This window comes from Corallococcus sp. AB032C (assembly GCF_003668935.1).
GTDB classification, from domain to species: domain Bacteria; phylum Myxococcota; class Myxococcia; order Myxococcales; family Myxococcaceae; genus Corallococcus; species Corallococcus exiguus.
The window spans coordinates 23837-49901 of record NZ_RAWP01000040.1; the positions used below are offsets into that span (position 1 = coordinate 23837).

General features: G+C 69.6%; 25 protein-coding genes. 15 read left to right on the forward strand and 10 right to left on the reverse strand.

Annotated features, from left to right (window positions below; genetic code table 11):
- Positions 1 to 257 precede the first annotated feature (257 nt).
- From D7X99_RS19305 to D7X99_RS19350, 10 genes are all read left to right on the forward strand, one after another.
- Positions 258 to 827 (forward strand): polysaccharide biosynthesis/export family protein, encoded by a 570-nt coding sequence (locus D7X99_RS19305; protein ID WP_121779060.1) that lies wholly within the window; start codon positions 258 to 260, stop codon positions 825 to 827.
- Positions 828 to 877: 50 nt separating this feature from the next.
- Positions 878 to 2062, forward strand: a complete 1185-nt coding sequence (locus tag D7X99_RS19310; RefSeq protein WP_121779061.1) for a hypothetical protein — start codon at positions 878 to 880, stop codon at positions 2060 to 2062.
- A gap of 37 nt (positions 2063 to 2099) precedes the next feature.
- A complete protein-coding gene (locus D7X99_RS19315; protein WP_121779093.1) occupies positions 2100 to 3509 on the forward strand; it encodes a Wzz/FepE/Etk N-terminal domain-containing protein in 1410 nt (469 codons plus the stop codon).
- A 36-nt stretch (positions 3510 to 3545) separates the two neighbouring features.
- Entirely contained in the window at positions 3546 to 4283 is a 738-nt protein-coding gene (locus D7X99_RS19320; protein ID WP_120564433.1) for a CpsD/CapB family tyrosine-protein kinase, read from the forward strand.
- A gap of 110 nt (positions 4284 to 4393) precedes the next feature.
- Complete coding sequence (exoE, locus tag D7X99_RS19325; RefSeq protein WP_121779062.1) at positions 4394 to 5761, forward strand: polyisoprenyl-phosphate hexose-1-phosphate transferase ExoE; 1368 nt, start codon at positions 4394 to 4396, stop codon at positions 5759 to 5761.
- Positions 5762 to 5871: 110 nt separating this feature from the next.
- Positions 5872 to 6954, forward strand: a complete 1083-nt coding sequence (gene yvcK, locus D7X99_RS19330) for a gluconeogenesis factor YvcK family protein (protein ID WP_121779063.1) — start codon at positions 5872 to 5874, stop codon at positions 6952 to 6954.
- A 36-nt stretch (positions 6955 to 6990) separates the two neighbouring features.
- Positions 6991 to 8112, forward strand: coding sequence for a GNAT family N-acetyltransferase (locus tag D7X99_RS19335; RefSeq protein WP_121779094.1), 1122 nt, complete (start codon positions 6991 to 6993; stop codon positions 8110 to 8112).
- Entirely contained in the window at positions 8100 to 9278 is a 1179-nt protein-coding gene (locus D7X99_RS19340; protein ID WP_199756353.1) for a DegT/DnrJ/EryC1/StrS family aminotransferase, read from the forward strand. The genes D7X99_RS19335 and D7X99_RS19340 overlap by 13 nt, the downstream gene beginning before the upstream one ends.
- 80 nt (positions 9279 to 9358) lie before the next feature.
- Positions 9359 to 10555 carry a GNAT family N-acetyltransferase gene (locus tag D7X99_RS19345; protein WP_121779065.1) on the forward strand — a complete coding sequence of 399 codons (1197 nt, stop codon included), beginning with the start codon at positions 9359 to 9361 and terminating at the stop codon, positions 10553 to 10555.
- Positions 10556 to 10591: 36 nt separating this feature from the next.
- Positions 10592 to 11554, forward strand: a complete 963-nt coding sequence (locus D7X99_RS19350; protein ID WP_121779095.1) for a D-2-hydroxyacid dehydrogenase family protein — start codon at positions 10592 to 10594, stop codon at positions 11552 to 11554.
- Positions 11555 to 11558: 4 nt separating this feature from the next.
- Here D7X99_RS19350 and D7X99_RS19355 read toward each other — a convergent pair whose 3' ends face one another.
- The 10 genes from D7X99_RS19355 to ccmA all read right to left on the reverse strand — a co-directional run bounded on the left by D7X99_RS19355 (position 11559) and on the right by ccmA (position 19860).
- On the reverse strand, positions 11559 to 12515 hold the full coding sequence (locus D7X99_RS19355) for a tetratricopeptide repeat protein (protein ID WP_121779066.1): 957 nt from the start codon (positions 12513 to 12515) through the stop codon (positions 11559 to 11561).
- A 3-nt stretch (positions 12516 to 12518) separates the two neighbouring features.
- Positions 12519 to 13022, reverse strand: a complete 504-nt coding sequence (locus D7X99_RS19360; RefSeq protein ID WP_121779067.1) for a cytochrome c-type biogenesis protein — start codon at positions 13020 to 13022, stop codon at positions 12519 to 12521.
- 113 nt (positions 13023 to 13135) lie between these two features.
- The gene (locus D7X99_RS19365; protein ID WP_147476187.1) at positions 13136 to 14371 is read right to left on the reverse strand and encodes a zinc ribbon domain-containing protein; all 1236 of its coding nucleotides are present in this window, start codon (positions 14369 to 14371) and stop codon (positions 13136 to 13138) included.
- A 156-nt stretch (positions 14372 to 14527) separates the two neighbouring features.
- Positions 14528 to 15088, reverse strand: a complete 561-nt coding sequence (locus tag D7X99_RS19370) for a redoxin domain-containing protein (RefSeq protein ID WP_121779069.1) — start codon at positions 15086 to 15088, stop codon at positions 14528 to 14530.
- Positions 15085 to 17109 carry a heme lyase CcmF/NrfE family subunit gene (locus D7X99_RS19375; RefSeq protein ID WP_121779070.1) on the reverse strand — a complete coding sequence of 675 codons (2025 nt, stop codon included), beginning with the start codon at positions 17107 to 17109 and terminating at the stop codon, positions 15085 to 15087. Before D7X99_RS19375 ends, D7X99_RS19370 begins: the two co-directional genes overlap by 4 nt.
- On the reverse strand, positions 17106 to 17600 hold the full coding sequence (locus D7X99_RS19380) for a cytochrome c maturation protein CcmE (protein WP_120620874.1): 495 nt from the start codon (positions 17598 to 17600) through the stop codon (positions 17106 to 17108). Before D7X99_RS19380 ends, D7X99_RS19375 begins: the two co-directional genes overlap by 4 nt.
- Positions 17601 to 17604: 4 nt before the next feature.
- Positions 17605 to 17775: a hypothetical protein gene (locus D7X99_RS43165; RefSeq protein ID WP_167548723.1), complete on the reverse strand. Its 171-nt coding sequence runs from the start codon at positions 17773 to 17775 to the stop codon at positions 17605 to 17607.
- Positions 17776 to 17777: 2 nt separating this feature from the next.
- Positions 17778 to 18491 (reverse strand): cytochrome c biogenesis protein CcsA, encoded by a 714-nt coding sequence (ccsA, locus tag D7X99_RS19385; protein WP_120595998.1) that lies wholly within the window; start codon positions 18489 to 18491, stop codon positions 17778 to 17780.
- Positions 18492 to 18493: 2 nt separating this feature from the next.
- A complete protein-coding gene (locus D7X99_RS19390; protein WP_120595999.1) occupies positions 18494 to 19198 on the reverse strand; it encodes a heme exporter protein CcmB in 705 nt (234 codons plus the stop codon).
- On the reverse strand, positions 19195 to 19860 hold the full coding sequence (ccmA, locus tag D7X99_RS19395) for a heme ABC exporter ATP-binding protein CcmA (protein WP_120596000.1): 666 nt from the start codon (positions 19858 to 19860) through the stop codon (positions 19195 to 19197). The genes D7X99_RS19390 and ccmA overlap by 4 nt, the downstream gene beginning before the upstream one ends.
- Before the next feature lie 410 nt (positions 19861 to 20270).
- Between ccmA and exoL the strand changes: the two genes are divergently transcribed.
- From exoL to exoP, 5 genes are all read left to right on the forward strand, one after another.
- Positions 20271 to 21524, forward strand: coding sequence for a spore coat polysaccharide deacetylase ExoL (gene exoL / locus D7X99_RS19400; RefSeq protein ID WP_306414462.1), 1254 nt, complete (start codon positions 20271 to 20273; stop codon positions 21522 to 21524).
- A complete protein-coding gene (locus D7X99_RS19405) occupies positions 21521 to 23038 on the forward strand; it encodes a lipopolysaccharide biosynthesis protein (protein ID WP_121779072.1) in 1518 nt (505 codons plus the stop codon). The genes exoL and D7X99_RS19405 overlap by 4 nt, the downstream gene beginning before the upstream one ends.
- A 103-nt stretch (positions 23039 to 23141) precedes the next feature.
- Entirely contained in the window at positions 23142 to 23672 is a 531-nt protein-coding gene (locus D7X99_RS19410) for a serine O-acetyltransferase (RefSeq protein WP_121779073.1), read from the forward strand.
- 34 nt (positions 23673 to 23706) lie between these two features.
- On the forward strand, positions 23707 to 24768 hold the full coding sequence (locus tag D7X99_RS19415) for a glycosyltransferase family 4 protein (RefSeq protein ID WP_121779096.1): 1062 nt from the start codon (positions 23707 to 23709) through the stop codon (positions 24766 to 24768).
- An 87-nt stretch (positions 24769 to 24855) separates the two neighbouring features.
- Positions 24856 to 26058, forward strand: coding sequence for a spore coat polysaccharide biosynthesis glycosyltransferase ExoP (gene exoP / locus D7X99_RS19420; RefSeq protein WP_121779074.1), 1203 nt, complete (start codon positions 24856 to 24858; stop codon positions 26056 to 26058).
- Positions 26059 to 26065 lie beyond the last annotated feature (7 nt).

The following is a 26065-nucleotide window of genomic DNA, read 5'->3' on the forward strand; positions in this document are numbered from 1 at the left end:
ATCCTCTTCCACCCTGTGGAAGCGATCGGCAGAAAGCACAGGGGCGAACACCGGGGTAGGACCGGAATTTTTCCCGGTTGCGCCCATGTGCGCCTGATGTGGCACGCCGTAACCCACTGCATTCCAAGGGTTTTCCCTCCCCCCAGCCGCTGGCACACGCGCTGCTAAGAGCCTCCGCCAGAAGCGAACCACCCGGCCCTTCAGGGCGTGTGAACGGTGGCTAGCACGGAACATCAGTGAACGAAGGAGAGCGGAAGATGGGAATGCGGCGCACGGGGTTCTGGACGGTGATGGGGATGCTCCTCCTGTCGGGTTGTGCTCACCAGCAGACGCTGAAGGTCGACAACGCGGATCAGCCGTACCGCATCGGCCGTGAGGACGTGCTCGACGTGAGCGTGTGGCGCGATCAGGAGCTGTCGCGCACGGTGCCGGTGCGCCCCGACGGCTTCATCTCCATTCCGATGGTGGGTGAGATTCAGGCCGCGGGCAAGACGCCCACGGAGCTGGCGGAGGCGCTCAGTTCGGGCCTCACGCCCTACGTGCAGGAGCCGCGCGTGACGGTCATCGTCCGCGAGGTCAACAGCAGCCGCGTCTTCGTCACGGGCGAAGTGGCCCACCCGGGCGCCTACCCGCTGCGCGGCCGCGTGTCCCTGCTGCAGGCCATCGCGCTGGCCGGCGGCTTCACGGACTTCGCCAACTCCGACGGCATCGTCGTCATCCGCACGGACGGCAAGGGCGGGCAGATTCCGGTGCGCTACAGCGACCTGGTCTCCCCCGACGGCGAGAGCGTCATCCTGCGGCCGGGTGACACCGTCGTCGTCCCGTGAAGCGGGACGGACGCGAAGCCATCAAAGACAGACATCGGGAAGCAGCGAACATGGGCGTGGGCGTGGGTCAGGACGGGAGGGCGGCGGTGAGGGGCAACTGGAAGCGGGCAGTGATTGCAGGCTGTCTCATCGCCGCGCCGGCCGCGCAGGCGGCCACCATCCTGGAGCCTCGGCTCCGCCTCACGGCGGAGGAGCGCTTCGACAACGACATCCGTCTGGGCGGGACTGGCACCAACGGGCAGTTCATGACGAAGCTGTCCCCGCGGCTGGGCCTGGACGTGAAGAACGAGCAGCTGACGCTCGAGTCCTTCTACGCCACGGACCTCCTGGCGCGGCACGGCTCCGGGACGACGACGGTGGACCACCGCGCGGGCGTGGGCTTCCGGGACGTGCTGTCCCGGCGGCTGCGGCTGGACGCCAGCGCGCGGGTGTTCCGCGTCACCGACCCCACGTCGCTGCCGCGTGACGGCCTGGCGCGCTCCACGGCGCCCACCTTCTATGCACAGACGAAGGTGGGGCTCACGGGGCGCGTGTCGGAGCGGCTGGACGTGCGCGGCAACTACATGTTCGAGGCGACGCGCATCATCGAGCCGGGACGGGTGGCGGGCTACGCGCACACCCCGTCCGTGGAGCTGTGGTACCGCACCACGCGCCGGCTGTCCTTGGGCGCTGAGTACCGTTACCAGGGCTTCCTGTACGACCAGGACTACAGCCAGGCGCACGGCGCTTCCGCGGCCTTGCGCTACCGGCTGACGCGGCCCATCACGCTCACCGTCCGGGGCGGGCCGGTGCGCTACCTGCCTGCGGACGCGACGCGCGGCGGGTGGATGCCCCGCGTGGCGGTGGAGCTGGTGCGCGAGGGCGAACGCAGTGACTTCGGCTTCGCGGTGGGCCACGACCTGGTGGGCGCGAGCGGTTTTTCCGGCGCGGTGTGGGCGGATTACGCGTCGGTGATGGGGGCGCATCGTTTCACGCAGAAGCTGTCGGCCTTCGGGGCGGCCAGCTTCTTCCGGAACGGCACGGCGCCCGGTGAGAACTACACGGAGTGGCGAAACACCACGAACGTGTCGCAGGGCTATGCGGTGGGTGGAGGCGTCGAGTACCGGCTGAGCCGGAAGCTGGCGCTGCAGGGCGCGTTCGACCGCATCGCGCAGGTGGGTGCGGCGGATGTCGCTGGGGCGGGGGACCTGACACGCAACGTGTTCGCCCTCCGTCTGGTCATGACAGCTTGGTAGGCAACCTTTGAGAGCTACGAGGATGGAGGAGCGGATCATGGAGCGTGGGATGACGGCGGACCAGTTGCTTTCGGCGCTGTGGCGCCGCAAGGCCCTGGTGGGGGCGATCGCTGCAGCAATCTTCGTGTTGGGTGCGGCCATCGTGATGACCCGGCCGAGCATTTATGAAGCGTCCGTGGTGGTGCGTGTGGAGCCGCAGCGCCCTGGCGAGGAGATGGTCCAGCGCACGGTGAGCGAGCTCATCGAGCAGCGGCTCGTCACCGTCCGCCAGGAGTTGCTGGCGCGGCCGGTGCTGCAGAAGGCCATCGAGGAGATGAACCTCTACCCGGAGCTCGTGTCCGATAAGGGCATCGAGGCGGCGGTGGAGCAGATGCGCAAGGACCTCACCGTGCGCGTCGAGGGTGAGACGGCCTTCGAGCTCACCTACGCGGGCCGCGACCCGCAGGTGGTGGCGCAGGTGGCCAACCGCCTGCCGGCCATCTTCTCCGAGGAGACGCTGAAGATCCGCCAGACGCAGGCGGCCCGCGCCACCGACCTCTTCACCGAGGAGATGGTCGCCATGGGCAAGGCCGTGTCCTCCTGGGAGACGAAGATCTCCAAGTTCAAGGTAGACCACCTGGGCGAGCTGCCCGAGCAGATGGAGATGAACATGCGCGGCCTGGAGCGCATTGGCGCCCAGCTGCAGATGAAGTCCGAGGAGCTGCGCACCGCCGAAGCACGCCGCTCCGACCTGGCCCGCGCTCGCAACGCCGCGGACAGCGAGGCCGGCCGCCTGGAGGCCACGGAGAGCGGCCTGTCCCGCACCCTCACGCAGGCCAAGACGCAGTGGACGCCGGATCACCCGGAAGTGAAGCGGATGGAGCGTGAGCTGGGTGACATCAGCTCCCAGCGCAAGGACGCCGAGGGCCGCATGTTCGCCGAGCGCAACGAGCGCACCCGCGTGTCCACGCTCATCACCAACGTGCAGAAGGACATCGTGGACCTCCAGAAGCAGGCCGAGGCGTACCAGGCGCGGCTGAACAACACCCCGCGCTGGGCCCAGGAGCTGGCGGTCATGAACCGGGACTACGAAATCTCCCGCACCAAGTACCAGAGCGTGGTGAGCCGCAAGGTGGAGGCGGAGATCGCCCAGGAGCTGGAGGCCAAGAGCGCCAAGAGCCTGTTCAACGTCATCTCGCCCGCCGGGGTGCCTTCCTCGCCTGCTCGCCCTGACCGCATGACGGGGCTGCTTATCGCCGCCCTGGTGGCCCTGTCGCTGGGTGTCCTGACTGGCACCGTCCTGGAGATGCGCGACGACAGCCTGCGCGATGGCTCCGAGGTCCGCGAGCGCATCACGCTCCCTGTACTGGCGGTGGTCCCGAACATGCAAGGCAAGACGGAGAAGCGGATTCTGATGCCGATGGCTGGGAGCAAGAACAGCGTCTCCTCGCCTACTTCCCTGAACTAATTGCCGACCCCCTACGGAAAGGATTGGAGAACTCAGATGGATTCGACGATGGAGCGGGCCGGGAACTTCCTCCCCCGCGTGGATGAGAGCGCGGCTTCCTCGAACGCGGTGGACCGCCGGGTGGTGACGCTCACGGCCCCTGCTTCCGCGGCCGCCGAGCAGTACCGCACCCTGTATTACCGCCTGGAGCGGATGCGCGAGCAGCGTCCGATGAAGGTGGTGGCGCTCACCTCCGCGATGCCCGGCGAGGGCAAGACGGTGACGAGCGTGAACCTGGCCCTGGCCGCCGCCCGGGCGAACCCGGAGCGCCGCATCCTGCTGGTGGACGCGGACCTTCGCCGGGGGCAGGTGGCCCCCACGCTGGGCATGCGCAACAAGGTGGGCCTGGCGGAGCTGCTGGCCGGTGAGTGCGACGTGCGCGACGTGGTGCGCCGCTTCAACTCCACGCGGCTGGCGGTCATCCCCGCCGGCTCCACGCCGGAGGAGAGCACCCAGGTGCTGGCCAGCGCCCGCATGAAGCAGTTCCTCAAGGCGGTGCGTGAGGGCTTCGACGAGGTGTACGTGGACCTGCCGCCCACGCTGCCGTTCGCGGACGCGGCCATCCTGGGCCACCAGATGGACGGCGTGCTGATGGTCATCCGCGCCAACGTCACCCCCTCCAAGGTGGTGAACCAGGCGGTGGAGCAGCTGGCGGGCGCGGCGCTGGTGGGCTGCGTGCTCAACGGGGCGGAAGTGAACGCGACCCCGTACCTGAAGAACTACGTGAAGAAGTAGCAGTCGGTTGTCGAGTTGAAGTGATTCGTGGCCCGACCCGCTCCTCGCACCGATGAGGTGTGATGGGCGGGGGGCCTGGAGCGGCGGCGGGTTGGGGTTGGAGGAGTCACGTGCTTCGCGTTTTCCACCACTATTTTTCAGCCAAGAAACTGACGTTCTTCCTCGCCGAGTCCTCGGCGATCGCGCTGGCCTGTGTCGCGGGTGCCGCGGCCTGCGCGGCCCTCTTCGCGCCCCTGGGCTCCCAGCCTCCGTTCGCTACGCTGTGGCCGACGCTGGTGGGACTGGGCCTGGCCTTCGTCGTCACCTTCCAGTTCACGCTGTACCTGTTGGACCTGTATGACTTGCGCATCGCGGCCGAGGACCGGACGCGCGGCTACCGCTTCCTCAAGGCCGCGGGCGTCACCGCGATGGTGGCGGGCGGGGTGATGCTGCTCCTGCCGCTGGCCCTGCCGGTGGTGCTGCCTCCGGGCACGCTGCTGGGTGGCGCGATGGGCGCCCTGGCCGGCACCCTGGTGGTGCGCGTCTCCATCCGGGCGCTGGTGGGTGAGCCCGACGCGGTGCTCGTCGTCGGTGATGGCCTCAAGGCCCGCGCGGTGGCGAGCGCCATTGAAGACGGCGGCGAGGGTTCCTTCCGCGTGGTGGCCCTGGTGGACCCGCGCAAGGTGGAGGAGCCGCTGGACGCGATGGCGGCTCGGCTCAACGCCTCCTACGTGGTGCAGGCCGCGGATGACATGCGCGGTGCCAACTGGGTGGACTCGCTGCTGCGCTGCCGGCTGGACGGGCGGCGGGTGTACGACGCGGCGGGCTTCTGCGAGCGCGTGCTGCGCCGCATCCCGGTGCAGTTCCTGCGAGCGAGTGACTTCGCCTTCGCGGATGAGATGACGGTGTCGCCGCTGCGCAGGGCCTTCAAGCGCGTGTTCGACGTGGCGGTGGCGTCGCTGCTCCTGCTGATGGCTTCGCCCTTCCTCATCCTGGTGGCGCTGGCCATCAAGCTGGACTCCAAGGGCCCCGTCTTCTACCAGCAGGACCGCGTGGGCCTGGGCGGCGGGGCGTATCCGCTCTGGAAGTTCCGCAGCATGCGCACCGACGCGGAGAAGAACGGCGCGGTGTGGGCGCGCTCCAACGACGACCGCGTCACGCGGGTGGGCAAGTTCATCCGCAAGACGCGCATCGACGAGATTCCGCAGGTGTTCAACGTGCTGCTGGGCCACATGAGCTTCGTGGGGCCTCGTCCGGAGCGCCCGGTGTTCACCGAGCAGCTCAAGCAGCAGATTCCGTTCTACGGCGTGCGCGAGGCGGTGAAGCCGGGCATCACGGGGTGGGCGCAGATCCGCTACCCCTACGGCGCTTCGGTGGAGGACGCGCGCAACAAGCTGGAGTTCGACCTGTACTACGTGAAGAACGGGTCGCTGTTCCTCGATGTCGGCATCATCTTTCACACCGTCCGGCACGTGTTGCTGGGGCGGGGTGCTCGGTAGCTCGGTTCAGTAGTAGGCGTTGATGACCGTCCGCGGCCTCCGGTTGTCGGGGGAGGCCGGGATGCCAAGGGTGGAGAGCCATGGATTGGGATGGGCGAGGGGGTCGGAACATGGTGGGCATGGACGTGGACGCACCGTTCTCAGAGCAGTGGAACCAGGACGACGCGCGCAACAAGCAGCAGGCCGTGGAGCGCAACGAACTGCTGCAGGCGCCGAAGAACCGTCCCACGCGCATCGTCGCGATGGGCGGCGGTACGGGCCTGCCCATGGTGCTCAGGGGGCTGTCTCGCCGGGCGGCTCCCAAGGGCGGCCAGCCAGGCGTGGACATCACCGCGGTCGTGGCGATGAGCGACGACGGCGGCAGCTCTGGCCGCCTGCGCCGCCAGCATGGCGCGCTGCCCCCGGGCGACATCCGCAACTGCCTGGTGGCGCTCGCGGGTGGCAAGAGCGCGCTGAAGGACGTGTTTCAGTACCGCTTCGGCGGCGCGAAGGGCCTCGCCGGCCACGCGGTGGGCAACCTGCTCATCGCCGCGCTCGCGGAGCTGAAGGGCGACTTCCTGGAGGCGGTGCGGCTGTCCGGGGAGCTGTTGGGCGCGCAGGGCCAGGTGCTGCCCAGCACGCTCGCGTCGGTGCAGCTGGTGGCCCAGATGCATGACGACACGGAGGTGGTGGGCGAGCGCAATATCTGCCGCGCCCATGGCCGGGTGCGCCGCGTGTCGCTCAGCCCCCGCTCTCCGCCGCCGGTGGACGGCCTGCTGGAGGCCATCTATTCGGCGGACCTCATCGCCATCGGGCCGGGGTCGCTGTACTCGAGCGTGCTGCCCAACCTGCTGGTGGACGGCGTGGCCCAGGCGCTGAAGGAGACGCGCGCGCTGAAGGTCATGGTGGCCAACCTGATGACCCAGCCGGGTGAGACGGACGGCATGAACTGCCTGGACCACGTGCAGGCCGTCATCGACCACGTGGGGCCGGTGCTGGACGCGGTGCTCGTCAACGGCCGGGCGCCCAATGAGGATGCCATCCAGCGCTATGCGCGCAAGGGCTCCTTCATGGTCACGGCGGAGACGCGGGAGCTGCTGTCCTCCGGCGTGATTCCGGTGCAGGCGGACCTCCTCAAGGAAGGTTCCAAGATCCGACACGACAGCCGCAAGGTCGCTGCCTGCCTGCTGAAGATGGCGCGCAGCGGGTTGTAGGCCGCATTGGCCATCACCACCTTGGGGCCCGCTCACATGGAAGCCATTCAACTATCGACCGCCTCTCACCAGGTCGTGGAAGTCAACGACCGGGCGGACTTCATGTCCCTGGAAGCCGAGTGGAACCAGCTCGTGGAGACGACCTCCCACGAGCTGTTCTACCGGCATGAGTTCCTGCGGCTGTGGCTGGACAACTTCGCCGCCGGGGCGCGCATGCGCGTGCTGCTGCTGCGCGGCGAGGACGGAACGCTCACCGCCGCGCTGCCGCTGGTGGAGGAGCGCACGTCGATGTACGGCGTGCCCGTGCGCCAGCTCACCTCCGCGGCCAACGCGCACTCCTGCCGCTTCGACATGCTGGCGCGGGAGCCGGATGCCGCGGCCCAGGCCTTCCTCTCGCACCTGCGCGAGACGGGCGGCTGGGATGTGCTGCGGCTGACGGACGTGCCGGACGGCGGCGCTGGCTTCCGCCTGATGGAGGCCGCGAAGCAGGGCGGGCTGCCGGTGGGCGAGTGGGAGTCATTGCAGTCGCCCTACGTGCCGCTGCCCGCGAAGAAGGACGCGTACTTCGCGAAGCTGCCGTCCAAGTTCAAGGCCAACTGCCGCCGCCGGCGCCGCAAGCTGGAGGAGCGGGGGAAGGTCACCTTCGAGCGCATCTCTGGCGGGCTGGACCTGGAGGGCACGCTGGAGGAAGGGCTGCTGCTGGAGCAGAGCGGCTGGAAGGGCGCGAATGGCACGGCCATGGCGCAGGACGCGAAGACGCGCGGCTTCTACACGGAGCTGGCGCGGGACTCGGCCTACCGCAAGCGGCTGGCGCTGTACTTCCTGCGCGTGGATGGGCGCGCGGTGGCGTTCCAGTACGGCCTGGAGTTCGGCGGGCGCTACTTCCTGCTGAAGCCCGGCTACGACGAGTCCCTGAAGGAATGCAGCCCGGGGCAGCTCCTGATGGAGGAGGTGCTGGCGGACTGTCTGGACCGGGGGCTCACCGAGTTCGATTTCCTGGGGCCGGACATGGTGTGGAAGCGCGACTGGACGGATCAAGTCCGGCGGCACACCTGGCTCTATGTGTTCAATGACACCGCCTTCGGCCGGGCCCTGTGCGCGGCGAAGTTCCGGTGGGTACCGGCGGCGAAAGAGGTGGTGGCGCGATGGAAGAAGTGAAGACGACCGACAAGATGTTCGTGCCGTCCCTGCCCACGCTGTGGCCGGGCATGCTGATGGCCCCGCCGCGTCCGGGGGCGCTGCCGCCGTTCTCGTCTCCCAACGCGCGGTACTTCTACTTCGCGCGCAACGCCGTCTGGCTGACCATCAAGATGCTGCGCCTGGACGGCGGCGAGGTGCTGATGCCCTCCTACCACCACGGCGTGGAGGTGGAGGCGGTGGTGGACGCGGGCGCCATTCCGCGCTTCTACCGCGTGGGCAGCCGCTGGGACGTGGACGTGGCGGACGTGGCGAAGCGGATTACGCCGAAGACGCGCGCGCTCTACCTCATCCACTATGCGGGCTTCCCGGGGCCGGTGGACGCCATGCGCAAGCTGGCGGACGAGCACGGCATCCCGCTGATTGAAGACTGTGCGCTGTCGCTGCTGTCGTCGGACGGCGCGACGCCGCTGGGCACCACGGGCGACGTGGGCATCTTCTGCCTCTACAAGACCCTTCCGGTACCCAATGGAGGTGCGCTGGTCGTCAATGGCAAGCGTTCGTACAGCCTGCCGGAGCCGCCCTCGCCGCCCTTGGCGTCCACCTTCAGCCACACCGTGTCCGCGCTGCTGCAGAACCTGGAGCTGCGCGGCGGGGCGGTGGGCCGGGGGCTGCGCGGCCTGGTGCGCTCGGTGGGGCACGGCACGGTGAAGGCGGCGAGCATCGAGCGGGTGGCCACGGGCACGCAGCACTTCGACCGGCGGCACGTGGACCTGGGCATGAGCCCGCTGACGAAGCGGATTGCCCTGGCGCAGGACCTGGAGTCCATCGTCGAGGCGCGCCGCCGCAACTACTTCCTCCTGCTGGGCCGGCTGCGCGACGTGTCGCCGCCGCTCTTCAACCAGCTGCCCGCGGGCGTCAGCCCGCTGTTCTACCCGATGGTGGTGCAGGACAAGGAGCTGCTGCTGGCGAAGCTGCGGGAGAAGGGCATCGACGCCATCGACTTCTGGAAGCGCTTCCATCCCGCGTGCGACCCGTCGGAGTTCCCGGAGGTCGCGCAGCTGCGGCGCACGATTCTGGAGATTCCGTGCCACCAGGACCTGTCGCCGGAAGTCATGGGGCAGGTGGCGGACGCGGTCCGGGAGGCGCTGAAGTCCGCGCGCCAGCCGAGCAAGCGCGCGTCGTGAGGGAACAGGAGCTGGCTCCCGGGTTGCAATCGCCCCCGGGGGCCGGGGCATTGCTACGGGAAAGGCATCAGGGTGACGCGGTGATCCGCGAAGACGAGTTGACGTCGGGGCCCAGGTTGGCGCCGCGGCTGGACGTGGCGGCGGTGGGCAGTGCCTCGCAGCTGGCGGGGATGCGGGCGGAGTGGAACGCGCTGCTGGACGCGAGCACGGCCGGTCCGTTCAACGCGTGGGAGTGGCTGTATCCGTGGTGCAGGCGCATCTCGCCTGACGTGCGGCCGCTGGTGCTGACGGCTCGGGACAGGCTGGGCACGCTGGTGGGCCTGTTGCCGCTGGGCTTGGAGCACCGCTGGGTGAACGGCATGCGCGTGCGGCGCCTGGGCTTCCTGGGTGAGACGCACGTGGGCAGCGACTACCTGGACGTGGTGGCGCGCAAGGGCCGTGAGGCGGAGGTGGCACGGGCGTTCTTCAACGTGCTCCAGGGGCTGCGCGACGAGTGGGACGTGCTGGACTTGACGGACCTGCGCGAGGGGTCGACGACGCTCGGCGTGGCGCGCGAGGTGTTTGGCGACGTGCGCGTGACGGAGCGCTACGTGTGCCCGTACGAGGCGCTGGTGCCGGGCGAGCCGTTCGATGCGTTCCTCAAGCGCACGGGCCGCCGGGACAACTACCTGCGCCGGCGCAAGTGGCTGGAGAAGCAGGACGGCTACCGCATCGAGCGCACGGACGCGCCGGGCGAGCTGGCCGGGCCGATGACGGACTTCTTCCGGCTGCATGCAATGCGCTGGTCCTCGGATGGCGGTTCGCAGGGCATCAAGGGCGCCGGGGTGGAGGCGTTCCACCGGGACGCGACGCAGTGGCTGGCGGAGCGGGGCCGGCTGCGGATGTACACGATGAAGGTGGGCGGCCAGGCGGTGGCGTCCGTGTACGGCATCCTGCATGGCCAGACGTTCGTGTACTTCCAGTCCGGGTATGACCCGGCGTGGCGCAACCGCAGCGTGGGACTGGTGCTCGTGGGCGAGACGTTCAAGGACGCCATCGACATGGGCCTGACGGAGTACGACTTCCTGCGAGGCACGGAGACGTACAAGTCCGACTGGGTGACGAAGCAGCGCCAGACGGTGTCCCTGCGCGCGCACGGCGCGGGCTTCGCGGGCACGTGGTTCACTCGCACCGAGGAGTGGGCCCGTCAGACGCGCAACGCGGTGAAGGGTGTGCTGTCGGATGAACTGGTGGAGAAGGTGCGCCGGTTCCGTCGGCGGAAGGCCGCGGTGCATTGACGCCCGGTGGCGGCGTGGCGGATCCTGGCGGGTGCCATGGAGAAGCTGCGCTGCGCCGTCCTGGATGACTATCAGGGTGTTTCAACGCGGCTCGCGGATTGGTCTTCCGTGAGCCGACAGGTCGAGGTGACGGTGTTCCGCGAGCACTTCTCCGATGAGGAGGAGTTGGTCGCGGCGCTGTCGCTGTTCGACCTGCTCGTCGTCATGCGGGAGCGCACGCCGTTTCCGAAGGCGCTCCTCGAGCGACTGCCACGGCTGCGGTTGCTGGTGACGACGGGGATGCGGAATGCGTCCATCGACGTGGCCGCGGCCACCGCGCGCGGCGTGACGGTGTGCGGGACGGCGAGCGCGACCGAGCCTCCGGTGGAGCTGACGTGGGCGTTGATATTGGCGCTCGCCAGGAACGTGGTGGGGGAGAGCACCGCGTTCCGGCAGGGCGGCCCGTGGCAGCACTCCGTGGGCGTGGACCTGCACGGGAAGCGGCTGGGGCTCCTGGGCCTGGGGAAGATTGGGAGCCGGGTGGCCCGCGTGGGTGCGGCGTTCGGGATGGACGTGGTCGCGTGGAGTCCGAACCTCACGGATGCGAGGGCTGCGGAGGTGGGCCTGACGCGGGCCGCGTCGAAGGAGGCGCTCCTGGAGACGAGCGACTTCGTGTCCATCCACCTGGTGTTGGGGGAGCGTTCGCGGGGGCTGGTGGGGCGCTCGGAGCTCGCGAGGATGCGGCCCTCGGCGTACCTCATCAACACGTCGCGCGCGGCCATCGTGGATCAGGCCGCGCTCGTTGAAGCGCTCCAGCAGGGTGTCATCGCGGGCGCGGCGGTGGATGTCTTTGAAACAGAGCCGGTGCCCGCGGACGACGTGCTGCGGACGCTGCCGAACCTGCTCGCGACGCCGCACCTGGGATACGTGTCCCAGGGGAACTACACGACGTACTTCCGTGAAGCCGTGGAGGACATCCGGGCGTTCCTCGACGGCGCGCCCATCCGCGGATTGGGGTGACTGGCTACTGCTGCGCGACCTGCTCGCGCAGCTGGGCGATGGCGGGGGCCAGCTGCGGCGGCTGCATGTTCTTGGGCACTTCCACCGTGAAGCGTTCGAAATGCTCCAGCGCTCCGGCCTTGTCGCCCCGGCGCAGCGACAGGCTGCCCAGGAAGATGAGCGCCTCCTGCGCGTCCGGCCACGTGTCCACCAGCTCCGTCAGCTCCTGCTCCGCGCCCTGGAGGTCGCCCTGCGACGCCGCGCGCAGCACGCCCCGGTGCACCCGCAGCTCCACGTTGAACGGATCCACCGCCAGGCCCTTCAGCGTCACCTTCAGCGCTTCGTCGAACTGCTGCTGACGGATGAGCTCGTGGCTCAGCATCGACGCGGCCTCCACGTCGCCCGGGTTCGACGCCAGCCGCTGACGCGCCTGCTCCAGCTCGTCGTTCACCTCGGGCATCTGCTGCATCTGCTGCTGGGCCATGCCCGGCGGCGTCACGCCCGTGCCCATCTGGCCTTCCTCACGCGGCTTCTGCTCCGACACGAGCAGGTAGCCCAGCCCTCCGAAGAAGACCACCACGCCCGCACCCCACAGCGCGCCCACCATCTGCGGGTTGCGCGACGCCCAACCCGAGGGCGCCGGCACGTTGCGCGCGGGCGCCTTCACTCCCGCCGCCTGCCGCTTCTGGTGCTCGTCCTTCGCGCGCAGCGCCGCGGCGGCTTCCTTCTCCAAGCGCGCCTTCTCCGCCGTGTAGTGCTCCGCGGTGAAGTGGTGCTTCTCCGCCTCCAGCGTGCGCAGCTGCTCGATGAGCGACTGCGCGCGCTGCGCCAGGTCGTCCGCCGTGCCGTCCGCCTTCGCAGTCGTGTCCGGCAGCGCGCTCCCCGTCTTCATCTTCATGTAGAGGAGCCACGCGGCCGCCAGCACGAAGGCGACCGAGAGGACGATGATTCCGGGCAACCAGTTGGTGGGCTCGGGCTGCATGGCTTAGCGCTCCAGCTCCCGGCGCACGGCCTGGAGGTAGGGGTCCGCTTCGTCCGTGGACGGCGCGGGTGTGGAAGGGGAGGGGACCGGCGCGGCTTCCGCGGGCGCGGCGCCTTGGGGCAATGGCTGACGCTGCTTCAGGATGACGAAGAGGCCGCCCAGCACCAGCGCGACGGGCCCCAGCCACACGAACCAGTTGAAGCCCTCCGCGCGCGGCTCCAGCAACACCCACTCGCCGTAGCGCGCCACGAAGTAGTCGACGATTTCGGTGTCCGTCTTTCCGTCGGAGACCAGCTCGCGCACCTTGTCCAGCTGCGCGCGCGCCATGGACGACGGGCTGTCCGCCACCGACAGGCCCTGGCACACCGCGCAGCGCAGCTTCTTCGCCAGCTGCTGCACCCGCACCTCCTGGGCTGGCGCGAGAGGCTCACTCGCGGCCTGCTGCGGCGCGAACTGCCCCGTGGCAAGGCTCAGGGCGAGGGTCAACGAGACGAGGACGGCATTCATCGAGGGCTCCAGCGGGGGCCGTCCCTAACTACCGCCCCCTGACGGGTATTGCACACGGAATCCTGGGCCGCACGCCCGCCGCCCGGGCAGCCCTTCCGACTGAAGCCAGCGGCCTAGCCCCGGTAGCCCGAGTCGGGCTCGGTCTCCAGGTCCTGGTCCGGGTCGTACGGGTCATCCTCCGGCGGCAGGAACTCGGCCGGCTCGTCGCGGCCCAGCGCGTGGCGCACGGCATGGAAGCCCACCGCCCCCAGGCCCAGGAGGAACGCGATGGGGCCCACCGCGAGCTTCACCCCCGCGAGCGCCCAGAGCAGGCTCACGCTCACCGCGCCCACCGGCACCCACCGCAGGAAGGCCGGGCGCTCCACGTCCGGCCGCAGCGCCGCGAGCACGAGCAGCGACAGGAGCGCCAGCAGCGGCAGCTCCGACAGCGGCAGGTCCCAGCCCGAGCGCGACGCGACGCCGCCCCCCGCGCTGTAGAGCGAGTCGTCCGAGGGACGCGTGGTGGGAATCACGCGCAGCTCGGCCGGCACGCTGCGTACGCCGCCCGGCACCGGCGCGTTGTCCGGCAGCGCCGAGCCGTCCGCCATCACCTTGCCCCACGACAGGAAGAGCGCCACCACGCACACCGCCACGCCCGCCAGCGCCACCACCCGGGGGAGGCCCAGGAGCGAGCGCAGGTCGAAGTCGCGCGCCACGCCGTCCGGCTCCGCGATGACCAGCTTGTACTGCTCCACGGCGATGAGCGCCGTCCCCGCCGCCCAGATGGGGAAGAGCAGGTTGAAGCCGGACAGCAGCCGCACGGACAGCGCCACCAGCAGCAGCGTGAACGCGGCGGGGATCTCCGGCCGCATCAGCACCAGCGGCACGGATTCCACCCAGCCGGGCGCGTTGCCGTCGCGGCGCAGCTCCCGCGCGACGAGCGCCACGCAGCCCACCAGCGACAGCAAGGTCCCCAGCACGCCCACGCTGGGGAAGAACGGCAGGATGGACAGCACCAGCGAGAACGCCACCAGCCCCACGCCCAACACGCTCTGCGAGTGGCCCGGCACGTCCTTCAGCCAGCGGGGGCCCGTGTACGGATCCTCGTCCTCGTACGCGTCTTCCGGCGGAGGCTGTGCCTTGGAGCCGCGCGGGGGTGGAGCGCCGCTGCCCTGCCGCCGGGCTTCCTCCTCCTCGTCCAGGATCTCCGCCGCATAGGCCGGCTCGGTCATGGGGCGGCTGGGGCGGTTGCTCCTGGCGCTGCTGGCGCGGGGCGGGGGCGCGGGACGCGCGGGCATCTTCGCGCCGCAGTTCTCGCAGTACGTCAGGCGGACGTCCGCCGCGCTTTCACCGCACTCGGGGCACTGCATGGGAAGCCCACCTCGCTGGAGCAGGGGCCGGGGGAAGCCCTCGCGAACGACGCCGACAGATGGGACTTACTACGGATTCCAGGCCTCCCGCGAGGCGGCCCCGGGACTCCCTCTCGGGCTCCCGGGTGCCTGCCTTCCGAGCGGGCGCAAGTTGACTCAGTTCTGACGCGCGGCTTCCGCGGTCGGACGGGCCGCGGGCTGGGTCAGCTCCTGCACCCGGGTGGCCAGCGTCTTCGGGTCGATGGGACCCACGTGCTTGCCGCGGATGATGCCCTGCGCGTCGATGAAGTACGTCTCCGGCACGCCCGCGACGCCGTAGTCCACCGCCATGCGCGAGCGCTCATCCATCAGCTGCGGGAAGCTCGCGCCCATGCGGCGCAGGAAGTCGCGCGCGTTGGGCTCCGTGTCCTCGAAGACGACGCCCATGAACACGGCCTGGGAGCCCAGTTCGCGCGCGCCCCACTCGAGCACCGGGTGCTCGTACTTGCAGGGCCCGCACCACGACGCCCAGAAGTTGATGACCACCGGGCGGCCCTTCAGGTCCGCCATCTTCACGGCATCGCCCCCGTCCAGCGGCTTGAGCGTGAAGTCCGGCGCGGCCGCGCCCTTCAGCATGAAGGGCACCTCGTGCGGGTCCCGCCCGAAGCCCTGGAAGAGGACGAAGAGCAGCGCCGCCCCCACCGCGGAGAACACCAGCGGAAGCCGCCAGCGCTTCATGCCGCACCCCGCTCGGCGTCCGTGCCCGGCAGGGGAGGCGACGCGCCCACCGGCGCTGCGTCCGCGCGCAGCGCCGCCGCCCGGCGCGAAGGCCATACGGCAATGAGCGTGCCCAGCATCAGCAGTGGCAGGCTGTACCAGATCCATCCCACCAGCGGGAACACCCAGACGTTGAAGCTCGCCGTGCCCGTCGTCTCGCTGAAGGCCATCAGCGAGATGTACAGGTCCTCCTTCGGCGACTCACGCACCGCGGGCGTGCCCACGGGGTCCGTGCTCCGCTCGTAGTAGTTCATGCGCGGGCGCAGCTCCGTCACGTCGCCGTTGGGCGCCGTCACCTCCAGGCGCGCGGCGACGAAGGTGCGGTGCGGCTCCTCGCCGCTGGACAGGCCCACGTACTTCAGCTGGTAGCCGTCCAGCGTCAGGGTGCCGTCCTTCTTCAGCGTGCCGGACGTGTGCTTCACGTACGCGCTGGAGGCCGCCACGGCGACGATGATGAGCACGATGCCCAGGTGCACCACGTAGCCGCCGAAGCGCCGGCGCGACTTGCTCGTCGCGGTGGTCAGCGCCGTGACGAAGCCCTCCTTGCGCTCGGTCATGCGCACGCGCACCGGCACCGCCAGCTCGCGCAGGGTGACGACGGTGACGAAGCCCGCCAGGCCGAACGTGAGCAGCGGATACACGCCGCGCAGCCCCGCCGCGTAGCAGGCGATGGTGATGACCACGCCCACCGCCGCGGGGATGAGGAACTGCCGGCGCAGCGTGGCCTTGTCCGGCGTGCCCCACGGCAGCACCGGGCCCACGCCCATGAGGAAGAGCACCGCGATGCCGCCCGGCACCGCCATCTTGTTGAAGTACGGCTCGCCCACGCTCACGCGGATGCCGCGCACGGCCTCCGACACCAGCGGGTAGAGCGTGCCCAGCAGCACCGTGAAGGTGATGGCCACGAACACCAGGTTGTTCACCAGGATGCTCGCCTCGCGCGACATCAGCGACGAGAGCCGGCCCTCCGGCGCCAGCAGGTGGCCGCGCGTGGCCAGCAGGCCAATGCACACCACCAGCAGGATGGCGATGAACACGAGGAACGTGGGCCCGATGTCCGACTGGGTGAACGAGTGCACCGAGTTGAAGATGCCGGAGCGGGTCATGAACGTGCCCAGGATGGTGAGCACGAACGACGCCAGCGCGAGGCTCAGCGTCCACAGCTTCAGCATCCGCTTGCGCTCCTGCACCATGGTGGAGTGCATGAACGCCGTCGCGGTCAGCCACGGCAGGAACGACGCGTTCTCCACCGGGTCCCACGCCCAGTAACCGCCCCAGCCCAGCACGGCGTACGCCCACCACGAGCCCAGCACGATGCCCAGCGTGAGGAACATCCACGCGATGAGCGTCCAGCGCCGCAGGGGCGCCATCCACGCTTCACCAATCTCCCCGCGCAGCAGGCCCGCCACGGCGACGCCGAACGGCACCGTCATGCCCACGTAGCCCGCGTAGAGCATGGGCGGGTGGATGATCATCAGGAAGTGGTTCTGCAGCAGCGGGTTCGGGCCTGGACCGTCCGCCGGCACCGGCGACACGGCGCCCCAGGGGTTGGCGGGGCCCGCGATGAGGAAGGCGAAGAAGACGCCCACGGCCAGCATGGTGCCCAGCGCCAGCTGCATGTAGCGCGCGTGCTCCTTGCGGTGCACCCAGGCGAACGCCGCCAGGTACACGCCCATGATGAGGCCCCAGAAGAGGATGGATCCTTCCAGCGCGCTCCACAGCGACACGATGGTGTAGATGAGCGGCGTCGCGCGGCTGCCCACCTGGGCCACGTACTTCACGCTGAAGTCGTGGTTGATGAGCGCTTCCACCATCACCAGGTTGCTGCCGACCATGCACGCGGCGAAGCCCCACACCGCGCGCAGCACCCAGGGGTAGCTGGCGTCGTTGCGGCGCATGCCGCCCACCAGTCCCAGGATGGCGCCGAACGCGGCGAAGGCCAGGCCCGCGAGGACCAGCCCATAGCCCAGCATTCCGTTCACGGCGCCCCCGGCGGCGTCGCGGTCGCGGTGGTGGCGCCTTCAGCCAGCGTGTCCTGCCACTTGCGCGGCTCCTCGCCTTCCTTGGGCGCGCGGTACTCGTTGGAGTGGTTCACCATCAGCCGGTTGGACGTGAAGACGCCGGACTTGTCGTAGGTGCCCTCCACCACGACGCCAATCTTCTCGCGGAACATCTGCGGGGGCGTCTCCAGCGAGCGCACGTGCACGCTCTTCGCGTCCGCGTCCGGGCCGTCCGCCACGCGGAAGTCCAGCGTGGTGTGGCCCTCGTTCCACTGGATGCTGCCCGGCTGCACCACGCCGCCCAGGCGGATGGTGGCCGTGTAGGCCTTGTCCCCGTTGGAGATCAGCTCCGACGGGCTCCAGTAGTAGACGAGGTTGTCCCCGATGTTGCCGAAGGCGATGAAGCCTAGGCCGGCGCCGGCGAAGAGCAGGGCTCCCAGCGCGATGAGACGGTTGCGGTTGACGGGCGTCATGGGCTCACTCCTTCGAATCGGCAGCGGCGCGGGGACGGCGCGCCCAGAGGGACACCGAGTAGAGCACGAAGGCGGCCACGGAGATGCCGTAGCAGGCGCCTACGTACCCCCAACCACCCTGGACACGGCCGCTGCCCACCTGGGCCAGCAGCATCAGCGACGTCAGCGAGGTCATGTTCAGGCCACCTTCGAGGAATGGGTCGCGCGCTGCGCGGGGTCATCCGAGGGCAGCGCCTCCGGCAGCGCCACCTCCGCCTGCCGCTCCGCGAGCGCGATGCGGTAGCGGTGCACCATGAAGACGATGAGCAGCGCCAGCATGCCGAACGCCGACACGCGCAGGGGCAGCACCATCTGCGGGTCCACCGTCTTGGGGCTGGACTGCACCTGATGGAGGCTGCGCCACCAGCGCACGGAGAACCACACGATGGGCAGGTTGATGGCCCCGATGATGGCCACCACCGCGCTCCACACCGCGCGCTTCTCCGGGTCTTCGACGAAGCGCCGCAGCACCAGGTATCCCGTGTAGGACACCAGCAGGATGGCCTCCGACGTCAGGCGCGGGTCCCAGGACCAGTACACGCCCCAGGTGGGGCGGCCCCAGATGGAGCCCGTAATCATGCCCAGCGTGCCGAAGAGCAGGCCGATTTCCGCCGAGGCCTCCGCCATCGCGTCCGTCTTCCACGACTGGCGCAGCAGGTACGTCACCGCGGCCACGAAGTTGATGAACATGGCCATCATGGCCATCCACTGGAGCGGCACGTGGACGTACATGATGCGCTGCACTTCGCCCATCTCCCGGTCCGGCGGCGCCCACGCAAGGCCCAGCCACCAGCCCGCGCCCAGCAGCGCCAGCGTCACCGCCGGCAGGCCAAACTTGACGAACTTGTTCATCTTCAGTCCTCGATGACCCGGGGAAACAGCAAGAAGCCCACGCCCCAGTAAATCAGATTGAACCCCAGCAGAAGCCCCTGCCATGAGCCCAACTGCTGCATCGGGTCACCCTGCAGTACGAGCGTGGTGCCCTTGGCGGCGGAGAGGAGGGCTGGGATGACGAGCGGGAACAATAGCAGAGGCAGCAGCACATCCCGGGCCCGGGCATTGCTGGAGATGGCCGCGTACACGGTCCCCGGAGCGCTGAGCGCCATGCTGCCCAGCACCAGGATGCCCGCCAGGTCACCGACCCCGGTGACGATGCGCACGCCGTAGAGCGCCACCATCACCGGCACCAGCACCACCGCCAGCGCCAGGAGCAGCAGGGCGTTGCCCAGCGCCTTGGACAGGAAGATGGCGCGCGCGTCCGCCGGGGCCAGCCGCACGCCGTCCAGGCAGGCGTTCTCCGTCTCCACGCGGAAGGACTCGCCCAGGGACAGCACGCTGGCGAAGAGGATGGCCAGCCACAGGTAGCCGCCCGCGTTGCGCTCCAGCAGCTTCGTGTCCGGGCCCAGCGCGAAGGAGAAGAGCAGCAGCGTGGCCATGGCGAAGAACACCAGCGCGTTGAGCCGCGCGCGGGTGCGCCATTCGATGAGCAGGTCCTTGCGCATCAGGACGAGCGTCGTCGTCAGCAGGCCCGGGCGGCGCTTCGCGTTCGGGGGGCTCATGCCGCCACCGCCCGGCCGTCCTGCAGGTGCAGCCGCTCCTCGCACAGGCTGAGGCCCTGTTCGATGAGGTGCGTGGCCAGCACCACCGTGGTTCCGCCCGCCTTCAGCTCCGCGATGACGCCCTCCATGTCCTGGATGCCCGCCGGGTCCAGCTCACCGAAGGGCTCGTCCAGGAGCGCCAGGGCAGGTGCCTTCATCAGCAGTCGCGCGATGGCCAGGCGCTTGCGCATGCCCGCGCTGAAGCCTCGCACCGGGCTGTCCGTGCGGCGGTTGAGGCCCACGCGGTTGAGCAGCGCGTCCGCGACGTCCTGCGGCGCGTCCACGCCCAACAGGCGCCCCAGCACCATCAGGTTCTGCTGCGCGGTCAGGTCCTCGTAGAGGAAGCTGGCGTGGGACAGGAGCGCCACGTCGCGGCGCACGGCTTCACGGTCCTGCACGGCGTCCCGGCCCAGCACCTCCACGCGGCCCGCGGTGGGCCCGAGCGCGGTGGCGACGAGGCGCAGCAGTGTCGTCTTCCCGGAGCCGTTGTGTCCGGTGAGCAGCAGCGAACGGCCGGCGGGCAGCGCGTAGGTGAGCCGCGCCAGCGCCCACCGTCGCCCATAGCGCTTGCTCACGTCATGGAGGGCGAGCGCGGGTGCTGATCCAGAGGGGGGAGGGGGCATCGGCGGGCCGTTTCGTAGCCTTAAAAGCCCGTGTTCACCAGTGAAACCCCTGGGGTCGCCCGCCGGAGGACAAGAAGATTTTACGCCTGCTTCTTCCGCCGCTTTCGCCGGGGGACTGAAAGGTTTTCGCCACGGGTGGGCGCCCGACTGCCCTGGTACACCCAGGTACGACCTCCAAAGGGGCGTTCCTGCCCTCGGGGGCACGGGGTTTTCCGGGCTTACGGGTGATTTCCACCACCTTCCTGCCCTGGCATCCAGCATGCACACAGGCGGCGCGGGGCCCGTTCCATTGGGGGGAGCGGGCAGACGGCGAAAGCCGCGAGGGAGGCGTGATGGCAGGCAGGGTGTTGCGGCGGGCGGCGAAGGCGGCGGCGGCGGGATTCCTCCACTACAGCGGGGCGCGCAAGGCGATGGCGGCGTACCGCCGTTCGCAGTCGGGTGGCCGGCGCATCCTCATCGTGAGCTACCACCGCGTGGTGAGCGACTTCACGGGGGAGCTGCAGCGCTCCATCCCGGGGCTGCTCATCTCCCAGGAGACGTTCCGTCGTCACCTGGAGCAGGCGCACGCGGCGGGCTTCGAGCTGGCGAGCATTGGCGACGCGGTGGACGTAATGGAGGGCCGCCGCACCGCGAAGAAGGACCTGTTCGTGGTGACGTTCGATGACGGCTACCGCGACGTGTACCGGTATGCGTACCCGGTGCTGAAGCAGATGGGCGTGCCGGCCATCACCTACCTGCCCACCGCGTTCATCAACACGGACAAGCGCTTCAACCACGACCGGCTGTTCCACCTGCTGCGCTGCGTGCAGGAGCGCCGGTTCCGTCCGGACTACTCCACCATGCCGGGCCCGTCCGTGCAGCTCTTGGGGCCCATCCTCTCCGGGCTGAAGACGACGTCCGCGGCGCTGGACGACTTCATCGGCGAGCACCCCACGCGCGTGCTCACGGGCATCATCGACGCGCTGGAGCAGCAGCTGGGCGGCGGCTCGGACCTGATGCCCGAGCAGGGCGACGTGATGAACTGGGACGAGGTGCGCCAGATGGCGCGCGACGGCTTCGAGTTCGGCGCGCACACGCTGGGCCACACGGTGCTGACGCTGGAGCCCACGGCGGTGGTGGAGAAGGAGATCGTCGAGTCCAAGCAGACCATCGAGCGCGAGGTCGGCGTCCAGGTGAAGGACTTCGCGTACTGCAACGGCTGGTACTCGGATGAGATGATCCGCGTGCTCAAGCAGAACGGCTTCCGCTCGGGCGTCACCACGGAGGACCTGCCCAACCGCGTGGGCGGCGACCCGTTCGCCCTCAAGCGCAAGGTGATGTGGGAGAACTTCAGCCTGGGGATGATGGGGGACTACTCGTCGGCGCTCACGGTGTGCCAGTTCGACGACTGCTTCGGCGTGCTGGGCATGAGCCACCCGGTGCTGGGCCACCGTCCGCACATCCTCTCTTCAGCCGTCAGCGGCACCACCAACGTGCTGGTCCAGGAAGCGGCCGCCGCGGAGGCCGCGCTCGCCCGGGTGACGCCGGTGGAAGTCGTGGACGTGACAGCGCCGGTGATCGTGACGGACCCGCGGGTTGCGGCCGCGGTGACGGGTGCGCAGGTCGTGGTGGCGCCGAACGTGGCCCTTGCCCCGGAGGCGGCGCAGCCGGAGGAGCTCCAGTGAGTGCGTCACCCAAGCCGGCCCCGTCCCCGTCGTTCCTGGGGCGGGCCGGCCCGTTGGTGTTGGCCCGGTTGTTCACCGCCGGGCTGACGCTGTCCATTCCGCTCGTGCTCGCCCGGGTGCTTCGCCTGGACGAGTACGGCACCTACTACCAGCTGTTCCTCATCGCCACGACGCTGTCGTACGTGCTGCCGTTCGGCGTGGCGCAGAGCCTCTACTACTTCCTGCCCCGGGCGGAGGCGAAGCGGCCGTACCTGGGCCACGCGCTGCTCTTCGTCACGGGCGCGGGCGTCGTGGCGGCGGGCCTGGTGTGGGCCTTCCTGGGCCACGTGGCGGCCTACTTCAACAACCCGGCGCTGATGGAGCACCGCGCGGCGCTGGCGCTCTACACGGCGTTCTTCCTGGGCAGCTACCCGCTGGAGATTTCGCTCACCAGCCAGGGGAAGACGAAGGCGTCCGCGGTGGTGTACCTGGCGTCGGACGCGGTGCGCTCGGGCGTGATGGTGCTGCCGCCCCTGTTGGGCTTCTCCCTGCACGGGATGATGATCGCCGTGGCCTGCTTCGCGGGCCTGCGCTACGTGGCCACGTGGGTGGTGTCGCTGCGCGGGTCCACCGGGCCGCTGGTGGACTGGAAGCTGTTCAAGGAGCAGCTGGTGTACGCGGCGCCCTTCGGGGCTGCGATGTGCCTGGCCATCCCCCAGCAGAACGCGCACATGTACGCGGTGGCGGGCGTGGTGGCCCCGGCGGTGTACGCGCTCTACCGGGTGGGCTGCTTCCAGCTGCCGGTGGTGGACCTGCTCTACACGCCCACCAGCGAGGTGCTGATGGTGCGCCTGGGCGAGCTGGAGCGCGAGGGCCGGCTGGAGGAGGGCGTGGAGGCCTTCCGGGAGGCGGCCGGCAAGCTGGCGTACGTGTTCCTGCCGTTCGCGGCGTTCCTCTTCGCGGCGGCGCCGGAGTTCGTGGGGGCGATGTTCGGCCAGAAGTTCCTGTCCGCGGTCCCCATCTTCCGGGTGAGCGTGCTGGGCGTGGTGCTGTCCATCCTGCCCATGGACGGGACGCTCCGGGCCCGGGGACAGACGCGAGCCATCTTCGCGTCGTACCTGGTCAAGGCAGTCGTGACGGTGCCGCTCCTGTGGTTCGGCGTGAGGCACTTCGGGATGATGGGCGGCATCGCGTCCTGGGCGCTGGCGGAGGTGGTGGGCAAGGGCATGCTGCTCATCCGCGTGCCCCGAGCGCTGTCCACGCCCGAGCGGAAGCTGGGGCTCAAGGACGTCATCCCGTGGCGGGAGCTGGCGCAGGCGTCGCTGGCGGCGTTCGCGGCGGGCGGGAGCATCTTCCTGCTGCGCTCCGGTGTGCACGACACGTGGGTGAACCTGCCCGCGGGCTTCCTGTGGCGGGTGCTGCCACTGGCGGTGGCGGGGCTGCTCTTCGTGGTGGGGTACGTGGTGGGCCTGTATGCGCAAGGCGTTCGCCCATGGAGCGCATTGCAGTCCCTCCGTCCCCGCCGGGCGGCCTGATCCACCGTCGGGTATTGCACGCGTGGGGGGCACTTCCCTCCCCACGCGTGGGTACCTACCTTCCAGGCGTCACGGAGTTCGGGTGAGGGCGAGGAGAGGCGTGATGGGATTCGACGCGATGACGCTGTACCGGATGGCGCATGGGCTGAAGAAGCGAGGGGTGCCGTTGCTGCCCGCCGTTCTGCGCAAGGCCATCTACTACCTGCACAGCTCCTACATCCCTGAAGACGCGGAGCTGGGCGAGGGGACGCAGCTGGGCTACGGCGGCATCGGCGTGGTCATCCACAGGGCGGCGAAGGTGGGCCGTCACGTGCTCATCTCGCAGCAGGTCACGATTGGCGGACGCTCCGGGCTGGAGGGCGCGCCGGTGATTGGCGACTACGTGCGCATCGGCGCGGGCGCCAAGGTGCTGGGCAACATCCACGTGGGCGACTTCGCGGTGATTGGAGCCAACGCGGTGGTGGTGAAGGACGTGCCCTCGGGCGCGGTGGTCGCGGGCGTGCCCGCGAAGCTCATCCGCCAGGACGCGGATCCGCTCACCACTTACCAGCGCGAGATGGGCCTGTTGCCCACGCGTGCGCCGCCGAAGCTCACCCAGGTCCCACGGTCCTCCGCGCAGGCTTCCTCGCGCTAGGCACTTGGCTTCGTTGGAGAAGGGGACTTCCTTCATGCGCGTGCTGCTCGTCGGGGACTACCCGCCGCCGTACGGGGGCGTGGCCATCCACGTCCGTCAACTCCATCAATTTCTGCGCGACCGCGAGGTCGAGGCGAAGGTGCTTGATATCGGGAAGGGTGGCCGGCCGGCTCCGGACGTCCTCCCCGTACATGGCGCCGCCGCCTTCGGCCTGCGGCTCGCGGGATTCACCTCCGCGGGCTGGACGGTCCACCTGCACACCAGCGGCAACAACCCGAAGGCGTGGGTGCTGGCGGCGCTGGTAGGAACCATGCCCGGACCGCGCTCGCCGCGCGTCATCACGCTGCACTCGGGGCTGATCCCTGACTACCTGGCGGAGTCGCAGGCCCGGCGCGTGTTCGCGCGCACGGCGCTGGCGGGCTACGCGCGGGTGGTGGCGGTCTCCCCGGCGGTGCGCGACGCGGTGGTCGCGTGCGGTGTGCCGGAGGAGAAGGTCGTGGTGCATCCGGCCTTCTGTGGTTCGCAGGTGCGGCCCGGTCCGGTGACGCCGGAGGTGGAGGCCGCGCGGTCCCGGCGCGGTCCGCTGCTCGCGATGGCGCACCACCCGTCGCCCGTCTACGGGCGCAAGGCGATGTTCCGCGCGCTGAAGCTCGTGGCGGAGACGCATCCGGGCGTGGGCCTGGCGCTGTTCGGCCCGGGCACGCGCTCTGAAGAGTTCATCCGCGACGCGCGCGAGCTGGGCGTGGCGGGGCTGTTGGAGGACCTGGGCGAGCTGGAGCACGCGAAGGCGCTGGGGCTCCTGTCCCAGAGCGATGTCTTCATCCGGCCCACGACGCACGACGGGGACTCCATCTCCGTGCGCGAGGCGCTGGCGTTGGGCGTGCCGTGCGTGGCCAGCGACGTGTGCGCGCGGCCGGAGGGCACGCGGTTGTTCAAGGCCGGGGACGAGCGGGCGCTGGCGCAGGCGGTGCGCGACGCGCTGGCGGCGGGCCCGGCGAAGGTGACGGCTCCGGATGCGGGGCCAGTGATGCTGGACATGTACGCGGAGTTGCTGCCGTCCGGCATGGCAGGTGCAGGAACCGTGAACGCGGCGTGACGGAGTGGGGACGGGTTGGGGCGCCTTCGAGTGAGAGGGCGCGCTTCAGGGCTTTCAGCACGGAACTTTTGACTTCAGGAGAAGACGATGCGGCGCAGTGAAGAGATGGACCTGTCGAAGCGGGCCCTTCGCGGGCGGGACCTGGTGGTGTTCTCCAACGACTGGGACGGGGATCCGCTGTCGAAGGTCCACATCATGAAGATCCTCGCGCGGGACAACCGTGTGCTGTGGGTGAACAGCATCGGCAACCGCGCGCCCAAGGCGAACGCGCACGACGCGCAGCGGATCATCAAGAAGCTGAAGACGTTCACCCAGGGCATCCGCGAGGTGGAGCCCAACCTGCACGTGCTCGCGCCGCTGGCGATTCCGTTCTACGGCTCGGAGACGGTGCGCCAGGCGAACCGCCACCTGCTGCGGCTTCAGGTGTTGCGCGCGATGAAGCAGCTGAAGTTCGAGCGCCCCATCTCCTGGAGCTTCCTGCCCGCGTCCGCGCCGGTGTCCGGCACGCTGGGCGAGGACTTCGTCGTGTACCACTGCGTGGACGAGTTCTCCGCGTTCAGCGACACCAACGGCAAGCACATCGCGGAGCTGGAGGAGCGCCTGCTGCGCCGCGCGGACATGTGCATCACGTCCGCGGAGCGCCTGTATGAGAACAAGAAGCGCATGAACCCGCGCACGGTGCTGGTGCGCCACGGCACGGACTTCTCGCACTTCGTGAAGGCGTGCGACCCGGCGACGAAGATTCCGGAGGACATCGCGAAGCTGCCCAAGCCCATCATCGGCTTCTTCGGGCTGGTGGCGGACTGGATTGATCAGGACGCCATCATCGCGTGCGCGAAGGCGCACCCGGAGGGCTCGGTGGTCATCGTGGGCAAGACGACGCCGGACTGCGACGACAGCCGCCTGCGCGCGGTGCCCAACATCCACATGCTGGGGCGCAAGCCGTACGCGGACCTGCCGGGCTACAACAAGGCGTTCGACGTGGCGCTCAACCCGTTCGTCATCAACGAGCTGACGCTGAACTCCAACCCGCTGAAGGTGCGCGAGTACCTGGCGTCCGGCCTGCCGGTGGTGTCGTCGGATTTGCCGGAGGTCCGCAAGGTGGGCCTGTGCCGCATCGCCACCACGCCGGAGGACTACGTGAAGCAGGTCAACGCGGCGCTGGCGGACAACCCGGGTCCGAACCGGGAGCGCGCGGAGAAGATCTTCCACGAGAGCTGGGAGGCGCGCGTCACGGAGATCCGCCAGCACGTGGGTGAGGCGATGCTCGCGGCGGGCAAGAAGCTGTAGGTCCGGT